The 19,871-nt window shown below is 67.5% G+C and carries 14 protein-coding genes and 1 pseudogene; 7 read left to right on the top strand and 8 right to left on the bottom strand.

Annotated elements, in window-relative coordinates; translation table 11 throughout:
• Positions 1 to 25: 25 nt before the first annotated feature.
• Positions 26 to 1,210 carry an acyl-CoA dehydrogenase family protein gene (locus JX552_RS19485; RefSeq protein WP_205873586.1) on the bottom strand — a complete coding sequence of 395 codons (1,185 nt, stop codon included), beginning with the start codon at positions 1,208 to 1,210 and terminating at the stop codon, positions 26 to 28.
• 129 nt (positions 1,211 to 1,339) lie between these two features.
• Here JX552_RS19485 and JX552_RS19480 point away from each other — a divergent pair, with 129 nt between their 5' ends.
• Both JX552_RS19480 and JX552_RS19475 read left to right on the top strand, forming a co-directional pair.
• Complete coding sequence (locus JX552_RS19480) at positions 1,340 to 2,968, top strand: flavin-containing monooxygenase (protein ID WP_205873585.1); 1,629 nt, start codon at positions 1,340 to 1,342, stop codon at positions 2,966 to 2,968.
• A gap of 103 nt (positions 2,969 to 3,071) precedes the next feature.
• Positions 3,072 to 3,545 (top strand): nuclear transport factor 2 family protein, encoded by a 474-nt coding sequence (locus JX552_RS19475; protein WP_205873584.1) that lies wholly within the window; start codon positions 3,072 to 3,074, stop codon positions 3,543 to 3,545.
• Here JX552_RS19475 and JX552_RS19470 read toward each other — a convergent pair.
• Complete coding sequence (locus tag JX552_RS19470; protein WP_241010630.1) at positions 3,532 to 4,422, bottom strand: alpha/beta fold hydrolase; 891 nt, start codon at positions 4,420 to 4,422, stop codon at positions 3,532 to 3,534. The two genes, JX552_RS19475 and JX552_RS19470, sit on opposite strands and share 14 nt — an antisense overlap.
• Before the next feature lie 365 nt (positions 4,423 to 4,787).
• Between JX552_RS19470 and JX552_RS19465 the strand changes: the two genes are divergently transcribed.
• Complete coding sequence (locus JX552_RS19465; protein ID WP_205873582.1) at positions 4,788 to 6,515, top strand: PE family protein; 1,728 nt, start codon at positions 4,788 to 4,790, stop codon at positions 6,513 to 6,515.
• Between the two features lie 680 nt (positions 6,516 to 7,195).
• Here JX552_RS19465 and JX552_RS19460 read toward each other — a convergent pair.
• On the bottom strand, positions 7,196 to 7,660 hold the full coding sequence (locus JX552_RS19460; RefSeq protein ID WP_205873581.1) for a hypothetical protein: 465 nt from the start codon (positions 7,658 to 7,660) through the stop codon (positions 7,196 to 7,198).
• Between the two features lie 188 nt (positions 7,661 to 7,848).
• Between JX552_RS19460 and JX552_RS19455 the strand changes: the two are divergent.
• Positions 7,849 to 9,278: pseudogene (locus JX552_RS19455) on the top strand (bifunctional lysylphosphatidylglycerol flippase/synthetase MprF).
• Here JX552_RS19455 and JX552_RS19450 read toward each other — a convergent pair.
• Genes JX552_RS19450 through acsA form a run of 5 tightly spaced genes read right to left on the bottom strand, consistent with a single transcriptional unit; the run spans position 9,254 to position 14,479 of the window.
• Positions 9,254 to 9,514 carry an acyl carrier protein gene (locus JX552_RS19450; protein ID WP_205873580.1) on the bottom strand — a complete coding sequence of 87 codons (261 nt, stop codon included), beginning with the start codon at positions 9,512 to 9,514 and terminating at the stop codon, positions 9,254 to 9,256. The pseudogene JX552_RS19455 and the gene JX552_RS19450 sit on opposite strands and share 25 nt — an antisense overlap.
• Before the next feature lie 3 nt (positions 9,515 to 9,517).
• Positions 9,518 to 10,756, bottom strand: coding sequence for a dihydrolipoamide acetyltransferase family protein (locus tag JX552_RS19445; RefSeq protein ID WP_205873579.1), 1,239 nt, complete (start codon positions 10,754 to 10,756; stop codon positions 9,518 to 9,520).
• The gene (locus JX552_RS19440; RefSeq protein WP_205873578.1) at positions 10,753 to 11,730 is read right to left on the bottom strand and encodes an alpha-ketoacid dehydrogenase subunit beta; all 978 of its coding nucleotides are present in this window, start codon (positions 11,728 to 11,730) and stop codon (positions 10,753 to 10,755) included. The genes JX552_RS19445 and JX552_RS19440 overlap by 4 nt, the downstream gene beginning before the upstream one ends.
• Positions 11,727 to 12,701, bottom strand: coding sequence for a pyruvate dehydrogenase (acetyl-transferring) E1 component subunit alpha (gene pdhA, locus JX552_RS19435; protein WP_205873577.1), 975 nt, complete (start codon positions 12,699 to 12,701; stop codon positions 11,727 to 11,729). Before pdhA ends, JX552_RS19440 begins: the two co-directional genes overlap by 4 nt.
• Positions 12,698 to 14,479, bottom strand: a complete 1,782-nt coding sequence (acsA, locus tag JX552_RS19430) for an acetate--CoA ligase (protein WP_205873576.1) — start codon at positions 14,477 to 14,479, stop codon at positions 12,698 to 12,700. The genes pdhA and acsA overlap by 4 nt, the downstream gene beginning before the upstream one ends.
• 203 nt (positions 14,480 to 14,682) lie before the next feature.
• Between acsA and JX552_RS19425 the strand changes: the two genes are divergently transcribed.
• The 3 genes from JX552_RS19425 (at position 14,683) to JX552_RS19415 (ending at position 19,871) form a co-directional block, all read left to right on the top strand.
• A complete protein-coding gene (locus JX552_RS19425) occupies positions 14,683 to 16,533 on the top strand; it encodes a PE family protein (protein WP_205873575.1) in 1,851 nt (616 codons plus the stop codon).
• Between the two features lie 176 nt (positions 16,534 to 16,709).
• Positions 16,710 to 17,687 (top strand): Acg family FMN-binding oxidoreductase, encoded by a 978-nt coding sequence (locus tag JX552_RS19420; protein ID WP_205873574.1) that lies wholly within the window; start codon positions 16,710 to 16,712, stop codon positions 17,685 to 17,687.
• 153 nt (positions 17,688 to 17,840) lie between these two features.
• Complete coding sequence (locus JX552_RS19415) at positions 17,841 to 19,871, top strand: erythromycin esterase family protein (RefSeq protein ID WP_205873573.1); 2,031 nt, start codon at positions 17,841 to 17,843, stop codon at positions 19,869 to 19,871.

Raw genomic sequence — 19,871 nt, 5'->3', positions numbered from 1 at the left:
TGTGGCCCCTGTCACTCACCCACGCCTAGATCAGTGCGCGCAGCGGTCCCGTCGGTGGCTCGACACCGAAGGAGCTCAGCGCGGCGGCGTGGTAGGTGGAGCCGGGCACGTGTATCGCGTGCATCTGTCCGACATGGACATCGCGCCAGTAACGCTGCAATGGCCTGTCCATCCGCGCGGCGTTGCCGCCGGAGCGGGCGAAGATCTCGTCGACGGCTGACACCGCGCGCCACACCGCGCGCACCTGGGTGCGGCGTCCGGCGGCGCGGTCGGCGAACGACACCTCCCTGCCAGCGGCGACCATGTCGTAGATGCGGTCGGCGTTGGCCAGGAGCTCCTGGCGGGCGGCGTTGATGTCGGCGGCGGCTTCCCCGATCGCGTACATGACGTAGGGGTCGTCCTTGATCGCGGTGCCGGTGGCGCCGACGCGTTCGCGTTGGTAGTCCAGGTGTGCGGCCAGCGCGCCCTCGGCGATGCCGATAGTCGCCGCTGAGATACCCAGCGGGAACATCGTCGACCACGGCATCAGGTACAGCGGCTCGGTCATGCCGGCCTCGCGCTGGGCGGTGCCGTCCATCACCTTGGTCGCATCCATGGTCCGGTAGGTCGGCACGAACGCATTCTTGACGATGACGTCTTTGGATCCGGTGCCCCGCAGCCCCACCACGTTCCATGAGTCCTCGACGATCTCGTAGTCCTTACGGGGCAGGATCATGTGCAGCATCCGCGGCGGCATCAGCGGAACGCCCTGCGGGTCAGCGAGCATGGCACCCAGGATGATCCAGTCGCAGTGGTCAGTTCCGGAGCTGAACTGCCAGCGCCCGTTGAAGACGAAGCCCCCGTCGACGGGCCGCGCCACGCCCTGCGGCGCATACGGCGAGGCCATCCAGGTGTCGACGTCGTCGGCCCAGATCTCGGCGGCGACCTTCGGGTCCGCGTAGGCGAGTTGGTACGGGTGCACGCCCACCACGCCAACGATCCAGCCGGCCGCCGGGTCCAGCGCCGCCGTCGCCATCGTCGTCTCGGCGAACTCCCGGGGATGCACCTCGAACCCTTGGTACTGCCTGGTCTGCAGCAGCCGGATCAACCCGGCTGCCTTCATCATCTTGACCGTGCCGTCGGTGAGCCGGCCGATGCGCTCCGCCTCGGTGGCCTGTTCGTGGAGTTGGTCCGCCATGTCCACTACGCGGTCGAGTACCCGCTCGCTCATGTTGTCGTCCTAACGCTCGGTGGCCTGCTTTCTGGTCTACCCCAGCCGGGGCGCAAAATCGCCCCCGCGGCCCGATCACCGGGAACCTGCTACCGATCGGGTGGCCCAGACGACCTACCGTGGGTGCTTGTGAACGATGCACAGCCGTTAGACGCGCTGGTAGTGGGGGCCGGGTTCGCCGGCCTGTACGCCCTGCACAAGCTTCGCGCGCAAGGCCTGCGGGTGCGGGTGGTCGAGGCCGCCCCCGAACTGGGCGGCACCTGGTACTACAACCGGTATCCGGGCGCCCGCTGTGACGTCGAAAGTGTCGACTATTGCTACTCGTTTTCTGAGGAGCTGCAACAGGAATGGAACTGGACCGAGAAGTACGCGACCCAGGCCGAAATCCTGCGCTACCTGAACTGGGTCGCGGACAAACTGAACCTGCGCCGCGACATCGAGTTCAACACCCGCGTCATCTCGGCGGTGTTCGACGAGGACGCGCTGGGATGGACGCTCACCACCGACACCGGCAGTCACCTCAAAGCGCGGTTCGTGCTGATGGCCACCGGTCCGCTGTCGGACGCCATGACACCGGACTTCCCCGGACTGCACACCTTCGCAGGCGAAGTCCACCACACCGCGCACTGGCCGCACGATCCCGTCGACTTCACCGGCAAGCGGGTGGCCGTTATCGGGACCGGATCCTCGGGCATTCAGTCGATTCCGATCATCGCCGAGCAGGCCGCACACCTGACCGTCTTCCAGCGCACCCCCAATTTCAGCGTCCCGGCCGGCAACAAGCCGTTGTCCACCGAGGAACTCGACGAGATCAAGCGCGGTTACGCGGAGCGCCGCCGCCTGTCCTGGCGTAGCGGCGGGGGATCGCCGCATCTCACCGCGGACAAGCCGGCCATGGAAGTCAGCGCGCAAGAGCGGCGCGCTGCCTTCGAAAAACGTTGGCAGTTGGGCGGAGTCCTCTATTCGAAGACCTTCCCCGACCAGACCATCGACGCGGCCGCCAACGAGGCGGCTCGCGAGTTCTACGAAGAGAAGGTTCGCGCCGTCATCGACGACCCGGCAGTCGCCGACCTGCTGATCGCGACCGATCACCCGATCGGTACCAAGCGAATCTGCACCGACAGCAACTACTTTCAGACCTTCAACAAACCCAACGTGACGTTGATCAGCGTGCGAGCCACACCGATCGAATCAGTGGACAGCAGCGGCATCAACACCGCCGAGCAGCACTACGACCTCGACATGATCGTTTTCGCAACCGGTTTCGACGCGCTCACGGGTGCGCTGGCCAAGATCGACATCGTCGGTCGGGACGGCGCGAAGCTTCGTGACCGGTGGGCACAGGGGCCGTGCAGTTATCTCGGCCTGGGCATCGACGGCTTTCCGAACCTGTTCGTGATATCGGGCCCCGGAGCGCCGGCGGTATTGGCCAACATGGTCTTACACGCCGAAGCGCAGGTCAATTGGATCGCCGACGCCATCGAGTACCTGGATAGCCACGGCTACGCCGCCCTCGAAGCCGCCGCCGACGCGGTGGAGAACTGGGGCGCCGAATGCGCACGGCTGGCCGAGGCAACGCTCTTCACCAAGGCCAATTCTTGGTACATGGGCGCGAACGTGCCCGGTAAGCCACTGGGTTTCATGCTGTTCATCGGCGGCTTCGCCACCTACAACCAGATCTGTGCCGATGTCGCCGACGCCGGCTACAAGGGCTTCGAACTCGTCAAGAAAGCGGGCACGGGTGCTCATCGCCGGTGACGACACCGCAGTTTTGGCAGTGGACCCGACCGGGCCGTCGTCCTCGGCGCGCACTACCGAATCCAGGCCCTGCTGGGCCAGAACCAACCAGAAGTAGGCAGTCATGACCGAAGTCGAAGAGCTGCTCGTCCGCCTGCGCATGCTCGAGGACGAACGCGACATTGCCCGGCTGATCGCCTCCTACGGCCCGGCCGTCGACGCCGCCGACCCCGACGCCGCCGCGGGCCTGTGGGCGCAAGACGGTGTCTACGACATCGACCTGATGCGGTTGGAGGGCCGCGACGACCTGCGCGCCATGGTCAACTCCGGGGCGCACCAGAAGATGGTGAACAACGGGTGCAGCCACTTCCTGGGGCCGGCCGTGGTGACGGTGGACGGCGATACCGCAGTGGCGGTGTGCGAGTCGCTGGTATTGGTGCGCGAGGGCGACGGTTACCGCGTATGGCGCGCTACGGCAAACCATTTCGCGTTGCGGCGCATCGAGGGACGGTGGCGGATCGGCACCCGCACCAGCCGTGTACTCGACGGCAACCCGCAGGCACACGCCCTGCTCACCCGGGGCCTCAACGGCCTGTGACACCGCGGTTGAGAAATGCCAGCACAACGCTCTCGAACGCGGCCTTGGCCTCGATCATCGCCCAGTGCCCACAGTTGGGAAACACGTGCAATTCCGCATTGGGGATGGTGCGCATCGGGATGATCGCCATGTCCAGTGGGCTCACCCGGTCGTCGCGTCCCCAGGTCAACAGCGTGGGGGCGGCCACCTTGTGCATGACCGCCCACGGCATCGGTCGGTCGGTGGTTGCCATCGCGGCCATCATCGCGGCGTACGCCGCCTTGCCGTACATCCGGCGCGCGGAAGCCAACGTCTCCGGGTCGCCGGCCAGCTGCCAGCGCTCCTCGACCAGCTCGTCGGTGACCAGCGACTGGTCGTAGACCATCGACTTGAGCCAGTCCACGAGCCGTTGCCGGGTGGGATTCTCGGTGAACTCCTGCAGTAGTCGGATGCCCTCGCTCGGGCCGGGGCTGAAGGTGTTGGTGCCGATGCCGCCGATCGTCACCAACCGATCGATGCGGTCGGGGTACCGGATGGCGAAATTGACGCCGACGCCGCCGCCCATCGAATTGCCGACGATATGGACACGGTCCACCTCGAGCGCGTCCAGGAACGGTGCCACGACCCCCTGAGCGGTGATCATCGGGTGCCCACCGAAGTCGTCGGTGACGCCGAAGCCGGGGAATTCCAAGACCAGGCACCGGAATTGCTCGGCGAACGTCGGCAGCACGCCGCGGAAGTTGCGCCAGCCGCTAACTCCGGGCCCGGACCCGTGCAGAAAGAGCACCACCGGCCCGTCCGAGTCATGGTCTGAGCCATGGTCGTAGTACCGCAAAGCGCCCACCGGAGTATCGATTTCACGCAGGTCGGGTCCGCGTGGTTCAGCGCTGTCAGACACGTGTCTACCTTGCCATGTTGTCGCGACGAGCGCACCGGGGCGTCCTGGGCAGACGACGACTAGGTGGTCGCGCCCGTAAATTCGTCGGGGGTCAGGCATGGGCCGTTGCATTACCGAGGTAGAGGCGGCAGGCGGAGTCGAGTGCATCATCTCCAGGCGAGGCTGCGGTCGTCGGTAGTTGGTTCGTGGTTCGCCACCGCCTGCTGGTCATCGCCCGCCACCACCCCGTCGAAGCAACCCAACCGACCAAGTAACGCACCAGGCTCCTCATGTACGCCAGGACGTAACGAATATCGACGATCGCTCACGCATAGTCGAATTGGAGCGCATCATGTGCGTCATCCGTTGACGTTTATGGAGGTTCGATGTCTGCCGTGATCGTAGTCCCGGAAATGCTCGCAACGGCGGTGCAGGATGTGGCAAGTATCGGTACGTCGCTGAACGAGGCCAACGCGGCGGCCGCGGCCTCCACAACCGAGATGCTGTCGGCTGGTGCTGACGAGGTCTCGCAGGCCGTTGCGACACTCTTTAGTGGGTACGCCCAGCAGTACCAGTCGCTGACCGCTCAGACCGCGGAGTTTCATCAGAGTTTTGTCCAAACGTTAAATGCTGCCGGCGCGGCGTATGCGGGCGCTGAAGCGGCGAGTGTGTCGCCGTTGCAGGAGTTGGCCAGCAATGTGTTGGGTGTGGTGAACGCGCCCACTCAGGCGTTGTTGGGCCGTCCGCTGATCGGCAACGGCGCCCATGGAACGGCGGCAAATCCCAACGGCGGTGCGGGTGGGTTGTTGTTGGGCAACGGCGGTAATGGCTTCAGCTTCACCAGCGGCGGCACTCAGAACGGCGGAAGTGGTGGTGCGGCGGGACTGATCGGCAACGGCGGGGCCGGTGGAAACGGTTTCTTGGGTGGGGCCGGTGGAATGGGCGGTAGTGGTGGGTGGCTACTCGGCAGCGGCGGGGCCGGCGGTGCCGGGGGTGCGGTGACCGGTGTTGGCTTGGTAGGCGGTGCTGGTGGGGCCGGCGGCAACGCCCCACTGTTCGGCTTGGGCGGCAATGGCGGGGCCGGGGGTCGTTCTGAGGTGGCAACCGGCGGAGTCGGCGGCGCCGGTGGCAACACCCCGTGGTTCGGTTGGGGTGGCAACGGCGGGGCTGGGGGTGCCTCTGGACTGGCAACTGGCGGGGCCGGCGGCGCCGGCGGCGCGGGCGGCGGGCTCGGCGCTGTCGGTGGTGCTGGCGGGCCGGGCGGAATAGGTGGTTTCACTGGCGGTGCGGGGGGCGCCGGCGGCGCGGGCGGCGCCGCAACCGGCCTGCTTTTTGGACTGAGCGGGGCCGGCGGGCCCGGCGGCGTAGGCAACGTCGGCGGTGCCGGGGGTGCCGGCGGCGCTGGACAGGGTGGATTCTTTGGTATCGGCGGTGCCGGTGGCGACGGCGGTGGCGCAGTCGGTCCTAGCGGCATCGGCGGTGCCGGAGGCGCCGGCGGTAACATGGCCGCCCTTGTCGGATACGCCCAGGGCGGTGTCGGCGGCGGTGCTGGGTTGGGTCAAATCGCCGGCGGCGCGGGCGGCCAGGGCGGCATCGGCGCTGCGCTCGCCGGCGTGGGCGTCGGCGGTGCCGGAGGCATCGGTGGAGCTGCCAACGACTTTGGCGGCGCGGCGGGCCAGGGCGGTCAGGGCGTCGCGGTCACCGGGGTGGGTGTCGGCGGTGCCGGTGGCATCGGTGGCGCCGCGGTCGTTTTGGGCGGCGCGGGTGGCCACGGCGGCCAGGGCGCTGTGCTCACGGGCGTTGGCGCCGGTGGTGCTGGCGGTGCCGGGGGATCCAATTTCGCTGGGTCTGGCGGCAACGGCGGCGATGGCGGCGATGGCGGCGGCCTTGCCAGCTTTGGCGTCGGCGGAAACGGGGGCAACGCCGGCAGCGGCGGCGGGTTTGCCAAAGGCGGCAACGGCGGCAACGCCGGGGCAGTTGCCAACGGCTCCTTCGTCCCGACGCTTGTCGGTTTCGGCGGTAACGGCGGCAACGGCATCAACGGTGGGACCGGCGGCACCGGCGGCAGCGGCGGCATACTTGCGGGCGCTAGCGGGACGAACGGATCGTCATAGCTCGATCGGCATACCAGAGGGTAAACCCCAGCTCGATCGCCATCTGCCGCCGTTCGGACATAAACACGCTGAACAATCGGCCCGGCTGGTCGGTCGGTGGCCTCCTCGGTCGGGTTCGGCCTCGACGAACCGGCCCGGAACGCGATCGCGCACATGCCCGAACCAGCTGGGAGCCGCCGCTAATTGCAGCCGGGAGGTCCGCGACGACGCGGCCGCGACAAGCTGACCGGGCTGCTGCGTTCGCGTGCCGACGGCGACCCGGGGCCAGCTGGCCCGCAGAGATGCGCATCCTGGTGTGGCGGGAAAAGATCGAACACCCAACGCAATTGACACTGCTCGATCAGCTCAACGGCTCCCGCTAGCAGCTCATCGAGACCAGCACCGGGGGCGGACAACCCCCGCGGCTCAAGGTCCGCCGCTGGGTGCAAGCCAGGGTGCAAGGGTCATCCGCTGCGGCACTGACACCGGCCTGGATTGCCGGCCCTTGCACTCGCTTTGAGGTCAACACCGCCCGGGTCACCGCGGTCGCCCGGGAAGCTAAAGCCTGACCAGGTCGACGACCTGCTGGCCTGCCGTACGGGCTTCGTGCGCTGCTGCGACTGCACTTCGTCCAGGAGGAGGAGAACTACCTCACCCCCGCTGAGGACGACGACGCGCCGGAACAGTGATCGGGGTCTGACCTACGCCGCGCGCGGTAAGTCTCGTTGCGCTGCTTCGGCTTTCGGCGATGCAGCGGCGGGTGCGGGACGCCAGCCCACATAGCTCAGGTACAAGCCGACCACCGCGAGCAGAACGCTTGCCGTCATCCACATGCCGTCCATGCCGATGGTGGCGTTGGCGGCAGCGATGAAGGCATTCGGGAAGGCGAGCAGCATCAGGCCGCGCAGGGTGATCGCCCAGCCCAGCACCGACACCGTGATCGCCGCCGCGCCCCGCCAGTAAGGGTGCAACCCGACGACGACCAGGCCGATGATGAGCACCAGGGCGCCTGTCACCCAGAACCACACCGGGCTGGACTCGAAATCGGTCAGCAGCGTGCGCATCTGGGATCCGCGCGCCACGGTCGTGATGCCCAGGATGGCGAAGTAGGGGCCGAGCACCCGGGCGAACTCGCGCGTCCGTGGCTGTAATTCTGACGTGCTCATTGCCAAACCTCCGATTGGAGACCCTCGTCTCCATATCACCATCTGAGCACCTTCATCGGGGCGACGGCAGGGACCGAAGTCACGAATCAGACGGGACATTCGTCGCCGCTCGGAGGCTTTGGTGACTTAAGCCTCACGACCCGAGACCGCCTGGGCCGATAGCGTTTATGGCGGGTAAGGGAGTGCGCATGAACGTCAGTCAACGTGGTCGCCGTGCCGGCGCTGCGCCGGCGTCCGAACGCATCATCCTGCGGACCGACCGCCGCGCGGCCAGGCCGGCGAGTTCGCTGCTGCTGGTCTGCGTGCTGACCTGGTTGACGGTGTTGACCGTGCACGAACGCCCGGCCGCGAATTGGTATTCCGTGGGAAGGTTCGGATGGTCGGTCGCCCTGCTGGCCGCTGTGGTGCTCATCGCGCGCGGGGTGTTCCTCGGCCGGCCGGTCACCCGCGGCACGCCGCCGGCGCCGCTGTGCTGCTGGCGGCCGGGATCTTCGCCCATGTCCTGGACTTCGGGGCATGGGGCAACGTGCTGGTCGCCGGGAGCGGTCTGGCGCTGATGTGGCCCACTTCGGCTGAGCCGCAACCGGAGTTGTTGCAGCGGGTATGGGAGCTCGTCGACGCCACACCCGCCGACCCGCTGGCGCCCTTCGCCATGCATTCGCTGAAAAGCTACTACTTCAATGTCGCCGGCACGGCCGCGATCGCCTACCGGACCCGGCTCGGGTTCGCCGTGGTCAGTGGCGATCCGATCGGTGAGCGTACGCAATTCGAGCAATTGGCAACACAATTCGCGGTCATGTGCCGGTCGCGTGGTTGGCGCATCGTGGTGTTGGCCGGTGCACAGCGAAATCTCGGATTGTGGACCAGGGAGTTGATCGGGCAGGCGATGCTCGCGGTGCCGATCGGGCGCGACGTGGTGGTCGATGTTCCACACTTCAGCCTGGCCGGCCGCCGGTACCGCAATGTGCGGCAGGCCGTGCAGCGCACCCGCAACCGCGGAGTCACCACCTCGATCGTCGACGAGCGAGACCTGGACGCCGGCCTGGTCGCCGAACTGAGTGAGGTGATCTACGCCTCACACGGCGGGGTTCGCACCGAGCGTGGCTTCTGCATGAACCTCGATGGTGCGCTGCAAGGTCGTTGCCCCGGTGTGCGGCTGGCCATTGCCCGCGACGTCGCCGGCCGGGTCGTGGCTTTCCACCGTTACGCGAGCGCCGGCTCCGGGTCGGAGATCAGCCTGGACGCACCCTATCGTCGGCCCGACGCCCCCAACGGCATCGACGAGCGGCTCAGTGTCGACATGATCGGCGACGCGAAAACCCATCGTGTGCAACGTCTTTCATTGGCCTTCGCGGCGTTCCCGGAAGTTTTCGACGCGGCCCATCCCGGGACGCTGCAGCGCGTCGTCTACCGGTTGATCCATCTGCTGGACCCGCTGATCCGGCTGGAGTCCCTCTACCGCTACCTACGGAAGTTTCATGCGCTGGGTGAGCGCCGGTATGTGGTGTTGTGCACTCACCATATTCCGAGCGCGCTGGTGGTGTTGCTGTCGTTGGAGTTCGCGCCCCGACGCCGCCGGCTCCGGCCGGCTCATCACCGCGTTGCGGCCGGCGCGTGAGTTTCGACGTAGCCGACCACATCTGACAGCGTGCGTAGCGACGCGTAATCGGACTCCGGAATGTCGACGTTGAAGCGCTTGTGGATACCGAGCAGGAAGTTCAGCCAGTCCATCGAGTCCAGGTCGACCTGATCGCGCAGCAAGTCGTCGTCGGTGATGTCGTCGGCATCCACCTCCGGCGCGATGGTGGTCAGCACCGACAGAACCACATCGCGAGTGTCTTCGTTCGTTGCCATTCTTCACTTCTCCAGGACGTCGGGTTGTTGCAGCAGTTCGTTGATGGCGGCCAAGAACAGGGCGCCGCGGTGTCCGTCGCTGGCCCGGTGGTCGGCGGCGAGGGTGCCTTGCACGGCGTTGACGACGCGGATTCCGCCGTCGATGACGCAGACCCGCTGCGTCGTCTTGCCGAAGCCGACCAGGGCGACCTGCGGCGGGTAGATTACGCCGAACACGGTGTCGACGCCCTGGTCGCCCAGGTTGGTGACGGTGATGGTGGGATCGGACATCTCTGAGCTGCGCAGTGAACCAGCGCGGGCCCGCGCCACCAGGTCGGTGAGGTCGCTCATCAGCTCGTCGAGCTTCTTCTCGGCCACGTCGTGAATTGCGGGTGCCACCAGACCGCCGCCGCGCAACGAGATGGCGACACCGACGTGCACCGCGGGCGCGGGCTGGAAGCCGTCTTCGCGCCAGAAGCCGCTGAACTCTTTGAAGCGCTGCGCGGCCAGGGCGACCGCCTTGAGTTGCAGGACGGCCGGCAGCACGCGCTCGGTGATGGGCCGCTGCGCATTTCGGGCGGTGAGCCAGGTCAACGCGGTGTCCATCAGGATCTCGTCGGCCAGGTAGTAGTGCGGGATCTCGCGTTTGGAGCGGCTCATGGCGGCCGCGATCGACTGTCGCATCGCGGCCCCCCGCTCGGCCATGGACATGCGTTCGCCGGCGGGTTTGACAGCCGGCTTCTTGACCGGTCGCCGGGTGGCGGCGGCGTGCTCGACGTCGACGATCGTCACCGCGCCCCCGGGGCCGGTGCCGCTGACCCCGTCCAGGTCGACGTTCAGGTTGCCCGCCAGCCGGCGCGCGGCGGGGGAGACCCAGCGGCGGTGTTGTGGCCCGGCCGGCCGCACCGGAGCCGGCGCAACGGTGGCCGGCTGGGGAGCCTTGTCCGGCGCTTTCGGGGCGCGTTTGCGGGGTGGCTTCTTCTGCGGTTTCTCGGCGGCCGGCGGCATGGGTGCGGTGGCGGCTTCGCCCGCCTCCCGCAGGGTGGCCAATACCGCTCCCACTGCCACGGTTTCGCCGACCGGGACCACCAGCTCGTCGATGGTGCCCTCGTGCCAGCACTCGATTTCCACCGAGGCCTTGGTGGTTTCGATCACGGCGACGACCTGGCCGCGGGTTACCTTGTCACCGGGTTTGACCAGCCACTCGTTGAGCGTGCCTTCGTCCATGTCCGAGCCCAGCGCGGGCATGGTGAACTCGATCATGATCGATCCCCGAACAGTTCGTGCACGGCGGCCACGATCTTGTGCGGCTGCGGAAGTGCCTCCTCCTCAAGGTGTTTCGCGTACGGAATGGGCACCTCTTCGCTGCACACCCGGCCGACCGGCGCATCCAGGTCGTAGAACGCGCCCTCCATGATCACCGCCGAGATCTCGCCCGCCAAACTGCCGGTGCGCCAAGCCTCGTCGATGGCGACGGCGCGGTGTGTCTTGCGGACCGATTCGAGGATCGTCTCGGTATCCAACGGTCGCAGCACCCGCAGATCGACCACCTCGCTGTCGATTCCGGCCAGCGACAGTTCGTTCGCCGCGTCCAGCGCCTTCCCGACGCATCCGCCATAGGCGATCAGCGTGACGTCGCCGCCTTCCCGGCGGATTGCCGCCTTGGTGATGTCCGTGGGCTCCAACGTGTCGATATCGGTCGAGGTGTTGTAGAGCTGGACGTGTTCGAAGATGATCACCGGGTCCGGATCGGCCAGTGCCGGTCCGAGCATGCCGTAGGCGTCTTCGACCGTCGCCGGCGCCAGCACCTTGATGCCGGGGATGTGGGCATACCACGGTTCCAGGCTGTGCGAATGCTGCGCGGCGAGTTGCCGCCCGGCCCCGGTCGCCATCCGGACCACGATCGGCACCGAGAACTGACCGCCGGACATATGACGCAGCGCCGCAGCGGTATTGACGATCTGGTCGAGGGCCAACAGGCTGAAGTTCACCGTCATGATTTCGACGATCGGGCGCAACCCGTTGAGGGCGGCGCCGATACCAATGCCGACGAAACCTAGTTCGGAGAGCGGGGTATCGCGGACCCGCTCCTCGCCGAATTCTTCCAGCAGGCCCTTGGACGCCGCGTACGTTCCGCCGTAGCGCCCCACGTCCTCGCCCATCAAAACCACGCGGGGGTCGTCACGCAGCGCGTCCCGGATCGCGTCGTGGACGGCGGTGCGGTAGGTCGTTTTCATCGCGCCGCCTCCAGCGGGGTGAGCACGTCACGCGCCAGATCGGCCACGTCTTCCCGGGTTCCGGCTTCGGCGTAGGCCACCGCGTCGGCGATCTCGGTGGCCGTTGCGTCTTCGATGTCACGGACGTCGGCGTCGGTGAGCAGGCCATCGGCACGACGCCGCTGGATGAACAGATCGATGGGGTCTCGCTCGCGCCAGTGTTCGACTTCGGCTTTGGTCCGGTACAGGTCGGGGTCGAACATCGAGTGTGCCCGGAACCGGTAGGTGCGGAACTCGATGAAAAACGGACCGCCGGTGCTGCGGACATGGTCGACCCCTTTGCGGGTGGCCTCGTAACACGCTTCGACGTCCATGCCGTCGACGGTCAGCGCGTCGACGCGGTATGCCGCCGCCTTCGCGGTGAGGTCGGTCTGCGACTGCGCCCGCTCCAGCGAGGTGCCCATGGCGTAAAGGTTGTTCTCGCACAGGAACAACACCGGCAGATTCCACAACACGGCCATGTTCAGCGACTCGTGGAAAGCGCCCTCGGCCACCGCTCCGTCACCGAAGTAGCACGCCGTCACGCGGTTTCGCTTCAGCATGGAGTCGGCGAGTGCGATGCCGACCGCCAGCGGCAGCCCGCCTGCGACGATCGCGTTGCCGCCGTAGAAGTGCCGGGTGGCGTCGAAGAGGTGCATGGACCCCCCGCGCCCGCGCGAGCAGCCTTCCTGCTTGCCGAACATCTCGGCCATGATCCGGGTCATCGGGATGCCGCGCAGCAGTGCGTGCGCGTGCTCGCGGTACGTCGCCACCACCGCGTCGTCGTCGGTCAACGCGCGCAGCGACCCCGCCGCAACGGCTTCCTCGCCGACGTAGAGATGCAGAAAGCCGCGAATCTTGGCCGCGCTATAGAGTTCGGCGCACTTCTCTTCCATCCGGCGCACCCGCACCATGTCCGATAGCAACGAGTGCGTCAGGTCCTTCTCCGTCACAGCGACGCTCCTTGAGGTTGAGATGGGTGCGGTTGTTCGATCGTGGACGTGTCACCTTCGGGCAGCCCGAGTTCGCGGGCCTTCAACAGCCGGCGCATGATCTTGCCGCTGCTGGTGTGCGGCAACGAGTCGGCGAATTCGATCTCCTTGGGCGCCACGGCAGGTCCGAGTCGCTTGCGGGCATGCCCGAGCAGTTGCAAGCGGAGTTCCTCGCTGGCCGCGTACCCGTCCTTGAGGGTGACGAAGGCTTTGATGACAGCACCGACGGTGGGGTCCGGCTTACCGATGACGGCCGCCTCGGCCACCGCCGGATGGTCGGTCAGGGCGCTCTCGACTTCGAACGGACCGATCAGGTGCCCGGCGGACTTGATCACGTCGTCTTTGCGGCCGACGAACCAGAAGTAGCCGTCGGCATCTCGCGTGGCCAGGTCGCCGGTCAGATACAGCCCGTCGCTGAAACACTTTCGGTATCTCTCGTCGGCGTGCAGGTAGCCGCGGAACATCGACGGCCAACCGGGCTTGAGCGCAAGCTCGCCTTCCACGTCGGGTTCATCGACAACGGTGACGCTGCCGTCGTCATTGTCGCGCACGATGCACGCCTCGACCCCGGGCAGCGGTCGGCCCATCGAGCCCGGCTTGATGTCGAAAGCAGGCGTGTTGGCAATCATGATGCCGCCCGTCTCGGTCTGCCACCAGTTGTCGTGAATCGGCAAGCCCAGGGTCCGTTTCCCCCACCACACGGCTTCGGGATTGAGTGGCTCGCCCACGCTGGCGATGAAACGCAGGTGCGGAAAGCTGAATCGCGCGGGCAGTTCCGGCCCGGCTTTGATCAACATCCTGATGCCGGTCGGCGCGGTGTACCAGACCGATACCTGTTCGTCCTGCAGGATCCGGTACCACCGTTCCGCGTCGAATTCGGTCTGGTCGACGATGGATGTCACCCCGTGCAGCAGCGGGCTGATGATCCCGTACGAGGTGCCGGTGACCCAGCCGGGATCCGCTGTGCACCAATAGATGTCGTCAGGGTGAAGGTCGAGCGCGTACAAGCCCGTCACGTAGTGCATGGCGACGGCGCCATGGACGTGGATGGCCCCTTTGGGGGTGCCGGTGGTCCCGCTGGTGAAGTGCAGCAGCGCCGGGTCGTCAGCCGTGGTCGGCTCGACCGGCGCGTGTTCGTCGGCGGCGTTCATGCACTGCCAGAAATCGACGGTTCCTGCGGGCGGCTCGCCGTGGGCGCCGTCGTCGACCACGATGACGTGTCGCACCGAGGCCAGACCGCTGTGGATTTTTGCGATCTTGCGCTGATAGATCGCCTTCGTGGTGACCAGCACATCTGCCTGGCCAATATCCACCCTGGTGGCGATCGGTTCCGGGCCGAAGGCCGAGAACAGAGGGGAGACGACGCTGCCGTTGCGCAGGGCACCGAGCATCGTGATGTACAGCTCGGGGATGCGGCCCATAATGGCGAACACCCGGTCGCCTTTGCCGATTCCCAGCGCGCGCAGCACGCCGGTGAAACGGGTGACCCGGTTACTCAACTCGGCATAGGTCAGCTCGTGGGACCCGTCTTCGGTGAGGAATCGCAGTGCGGTGCGGGTGCTTTCCGGTCCGTTCGCGTGCCGGTCGACGGCGGCGTAGGCGATGTTGCATTTCCCTTCGCCCATGCCTTGGCACAGATTCGGCACATCCGAGAAGCTGAAGTGCGTGCGGGTTTGCTCGTAATCGGCAAGATTTGGCGGGACGCGGAAATCGCGTGAGGTCTTGTGAATCACATCCATGTGCGGGTCCCCATCCCCAAGGTGCTGGCTCTGCAAGCCTGTTCTGCCGACGCAGGGCGCAATAGGGAACAAGGTCACTGATCAGCGGGCCGGACGTCGCAGGTTCGAGCCTGTCCAAACGGGGGGCATCCGAAAGTTGACGGGGCTAAGGTCTCGTCATGGCGGCGTCGATGATGCGGCGCTGACGAGGTCAGGAGGCACCGATGTCGTTCGCTTTTGTAGCTCCGGAGGTGCTGGCATCGACGGCGACACAGGTTTCAGAAATCGGTTCGACATTAACCGCGGCCAACGTCGCTGCGGCGGCTCACACGGCCAGGGTGCTAGCCGCGGGTGCTGACGAAGTATCGGTGGCGATCGCGGCCCTATTCTCCGGCCACGCTTTGGATTATCAGGCGAGCAGCCTGCAATTGGCGGGGTTTCACCAGCGCTTCGAGCAGCTTATGAGCGCTGCCGGAAACCTGTATGCGGTCGCCGAAGCGGCCAACGCGTCGCCCTTGCAGATGGTGGAGCGGGAACTGCTGGCGGTGATCAACACGCCCACTGAGATCTTGTTGGGGCGTCCGCTGATCGGCGATGGCGCGAGCGCGCCGGCCGGAAGCGGTTTGCCGGGCGGTGCAGGTGGGCTGCTCTATGGCAACGGCGGGGACGGCGGGTCCGGCGGGGCTGGCCGGGCCGGCGGTGCCGGCGGGAGTGCTGGCCTGATCGGCAACGGCGGCCGCGGTGGAGACGGCGGGACCGCCGTCAACGCCGGACCGGGTGCGGCCGGCGGGGCGGGAGGTACCGGTGGGTTGCTGTACGGCTCGGGCGGCGTCGGAGGCAATGGCAGCGCCGCCAGCCCCTTCATCACCGCACCTGTCATCGGCGGAGCCGGTGGGCCCGGTGGCCACGCCTGGGTCGTAGGCGCCGGAGGTGCCGGCGGAAGCGGTGGCGCCGGCACCTTCGCCGGTGCCGGCGGGGCCGGCGGGTCAGGCGGTGGGGGTGGATGGCTATATGGCAACGGCGGCGCCGGTGGAGGTGGTGGAACGGGCGGGACCAGCGCCGGAAGCACCGCGACAGGCGGGACCGGTGGTGCCGGCGGGTCAGGCGGCCACGCAGGTCTGATCGGCGATGGGGGAGCCGGCGGGTTCGGCGGGGCCGGAGGCGACGGTGACAATAGCGGCGGCGGTGGCTTCGGTGTCGTCGGCGGGGCTGGTGGTAATGGCGGCAGTGGCGGTAACGCCGGGTGGCTGTCTGGCTCGGCCGCCGTCGGCGGTGCTGGCGGAAGCGGCGGCGATGGCACCGGGGTGGGTACCGGAGTAGGCGGGGCCGGCGGGTTTGGCGGAACGGGCGGCAACGCCGGGCTAGTGGGCCAGGGTGCCATGGGCGGCGCTGGCGGGGATGGCGGCGCCGGCAAGGCAGTCGGCGGTGACATTGCATTTGGCGTCGGCGGGGCCGGCGGGACGGGCGGAAGCAGCGGGACCGGTGGGTGGTTGTACGGTTCCGGTGGCGTCGGCGCGACCGGGGGTATCGGTGGTGAGGGCAATGCTGTCAACGGCGTATTCGGTGTTGGAAGCACTGGCGGCGCCGGAGGTAATGGCGGCACCGGAGGCGGTGCCCGGCTGTTCGGCGATGGTGGCGGGGGAGGGCAAGGTGGAAGTGGCGGCGGCGGCGGACTCCCCGGCGGTGGCGGCGGCGCCGGCGGCCGCGGTGGAAACGCGGGGCTGTGGGGCAACGGTGGTGTCGGCGGGTCCGGCGCGAACGAGCAGTCGGCCGCGCAGTCCTTCGTGGGCACCGCCGGCGGCAACGGTGGTGACGGTGGTGACGGCGGCCTCTGGTACGGAGCCGGCGGTCGCGGCGGATTGGGCGGAAACGGTGGCGCTGGGGCTTTCGCCGGTGGGACCGGCGGGTCCGGAGGTAACGGCGGGAACAGTCAGCTGATCGGCGACGGCGGACAAGGCGGTGACGGCGGGCAAGCTGGGCCCTCTGGAGGCATTAGCGCACTGAACGGCGTCGGCGGGACAGGCGGCCGGAGCGGTCAATTGTTCGGCAAGGCGGGGGCCGCTGGCGTGCCTTAACCCAGCAAGGCTTTCCCGGCTACTCCGACTCCGGCTGCTGTCCAAGCGGTCCATCGAGGCTCGGCCGTGTCTTATGGCGAGACGGTGGTGACCAAGGACCCTGGCATCGGGGTGCTGTGTGGCGCACGGTCGTACTAGCAGCAGAACGTCGTACTCAGAGCGGAGAGGCGGGTGCGATGCCCCGAACGCTGGTCGAAACCGCGGTGATCACCAACGCCGTGGAGTTGGCGTGCCACGCCCCGTCGCTGCACAACACTCAGCCGTGGCGGTGGGTGGTCAGCGGCTCGACCGTCGACCTGTTCCTAGACCCGAACCGCATCGTCGTCTCGACCGACAGCTCGGGGCGGGAGGCCGTGCTCAGTTGTGGCGCCGCCCTCGACCACTTTCGGGTCGCGATGGCCGCCGTAGGTTGGGAAACCCACGCGGAGCCGTTTCCCAATCCGAACGACCTCGACCACCTGGCCTCGGCCGACTTCACGCCGATGGCGTATGTCGGACGGGCACGGCGCGACCGTGCTGAGGCGATCGCGGTTCGTCGCACCGACCGGCGCCCGTTCCGCGCGCCCCACGACTGGCCGTCGCTGCAGCCGCTGCTGCGCAACTGTGTGGACCAGAATCTGGTGGGGATCGAGGTCTTGAGCGACGACGCGCGGCCTCGGCTGGCGGAGGCGACTCGGCTCAGCGAGGCGCTGCGCCGCTACGACGACAGCTACCAGCACGAATTAAGTTGGTGGACAGCGCCATCCAGGGATCACGATGGTATCCCACGGGCTGCGCTGGTATCGGAGGCCGAAGCTCTCGGAGTCGGTGTGAACCGGGAATTCCCCACCGCCGCAGGCGAAGACCACGCCACCAGACATGATCAGGCGAAGATCGTGTTGCTGTCGACGCCCGAGAACAGCCGCGCGGACGCCCTGCATTGCGGCGAAGCGCTCTCCGCCGTCCTGCTGGAGTGCACGGTGGCTGGTCTGGCGACCTGCCCGATCACGCACGCAACGGAACTGGAGCCAGGTCGTGAGATCCTGCGTGAGCTCACCGACGGGCGGGCGACCGTTCCGCAGGTGCTGATCCGGGTCGGCATCTCACCGTCGGGTCCGATCCCGGCAGCGACCCCGCGGCGACCGCTGGGTGAGGTGCTGGAGATTGTCGGCTGACCGGCGGAGGCGGCCTGGTCAGTGGCCTGGTAGATGACCCAGCTAATGGCGAACGTCCACCCCATGCCGGGACTTCGGTCCCTACCCACGACGCCCGGGAATTGGTCGAATTAGGCATTGCCGTGGGGGCGATGGGAAATTGAGGAGTGCGTCATGACCAGTGCAGCCGAGGCCGCGAGGCCCGCACCGAGGCGCGTGTTCCGCGACCGGCGGGAGGCCGGTCAGGCGTTGGCGAACCTGCTGGGCGCCTATCGCGACGACCCGAATGTGATCGTGCTGGGCCTGGCGCGCGGTGGATTACCGGTGGCGTGGGAGGTGGCGGCCGCGCTGCGTGCCCCACTGGATGCGTTCATCGTGCGCAAGCTCGGCGCCCCGGGCCATGAAGAATTCGCCGTGGGCGCGCTGGCCAGCGGTGGTCGTGTCGTCGTGAACGACGACGTGTTGCGCGGGTTGCGGATCACGTCCGCACAGCTGCGCGACATCGTGGAACGGGAAGGCCGCGAATTGGTGCGGCGCGAGGCCGCCTATCGCGGTGGTCGCCCGCCGCTTGACGTGGCCGGCCGGACGGTGATTCTCGTTGACGACGGGTTGGCCACCGGCGCAAGCATGTTCGCCGCTGTACAGGCGTTGCGTGACGCCGAGCCGGCGCACATCGTGATCGCCGTGCCCGCCGCGCCCGAATCCACCTGTCGGGAATTCGAAGGTCTGGTCGACGAAGTGGTCTGCGCGTCGATGCCGACACCGTTTCTGGCGGTGGGAGAGTCGTTCTGGGACTTCCGTCAGGTCAGCGACGACGAGGTGCGCGAACTGCTGGCCAAGCCGACCACGGGGCTTGCGCTGATCAAGCCCGCGGCTGCGACCGCAGCCGAGACGATCGCCGACGTGGCCGTCGATGCGCCGCATGGCATTCCGTCACGCGACGTGCTCGAGCAGATCATTGGTGACGCTCGGATCGTGCTGATCGGCGAAAGTTCGCATGGCACCCACGAGTTCTACGAGGCGCGTTCGGAGATCACCAAGTGGCTGATCGAGGAGAAGGGCTTCTGCGCCGTTGCGGCGGAGGCGGACTGGCCCGATGCCTACCGGGTGAACCGCTACGTTCGTGGCCTGGGCAAGGACACCACGGCGCAGCAGGCCCTGAGCGGTTTCGAACGCTTCCCGGCATGGATGTGGCGCAATACGGTCGTTCGCGACTTCGCAGACTGGCTGCGCGAACACAATCGGCGCGGTCAGCGGCAGGCCGGGTTCTACGGCCTGGACCTCTACAGCCTGCACCGGTCGATGCACGAGGTGATCAACTACCTCGACACGGTGGATCCCGCGGCGGCGGCCCGGGCCCGCATCCGGTACGCGTGCTTCGACCATCCCGCCGGCGACGACGGGCAGGCATATGGGTACCAGGCGGCGTTCGGGGCGGGGCCGAAGTGCGAGCGACAGGCGATCGAGCAATTGGTCGAGTTGCAGCGCAATGCGCTGGACTACCTGCGCGCCGACGGCCTGCTCGCCGAGGACGAGTTGTTCTACGCGCAGCAGAATGCGCAGACGGTCCGTGACGCCGAGGTGTACTACCGCTCGATGTTCAGCGGCCGCGTCTCCTCGTGGAATCTGCGGGACAAGCACATGGCGCAGACCCTGGAAGCGCTGGTGAAGCACCTGGACCGCCACAGTGACCGTCCTCCGGCACGAATTGTCGTGTGGGCACACAATTCTCACGTCGGCGACGCGACGGCGACCGAGGTGTGGGCCGATGGACAGCTCACTCTCGGTCAACTCGTCCGGCAGCGGTACCACCACGACGCGCGCCTGATCGGCCTGAGCACCTATACGGGTACGGTCACAGCGGCCAGCGAATGGGGCGGCATCGCCGAACGCAAGGCGGTCCGGCCCGCGCTTCCAGGTAGCGTCGAAGACCTGTTCCACCGGACCGGCAAGGATGCCTTCCTGGTGTCGGCGCGGATCAACGAAAAGGCGGCCGAGCCGTTGTCCGCGGTCCGGCTGGGCCGGGCCATCGGCGTGATCTACCAGCCGGCGACCGAGCGCCAGAGCCACTATTTCCACGTGCGGCCCGTCGATCAGTTCGACGCGATGATCCATATCGACACCACCCGTGCGCTGGAGCCGTTGGAGACCACGAGCGTGTGGGTTGCCGGCGAAACGCCAGAGACCTATCCCAGCGGTCTCTAG

The organism is Mycobacterium gordonae, assembly GCF_017086405.1.
GTDB lineage: Bacteria > Actinomycetota > Actinomycetes > Mycobacteriales > Mycobacteriaceae > Mycobacterium > Mycobacterium gordonae_D.
Note: the sequence above shows the minus strand (reverse complement) of the source record. Positions and strands in the feature narration are given on the sequence as shown.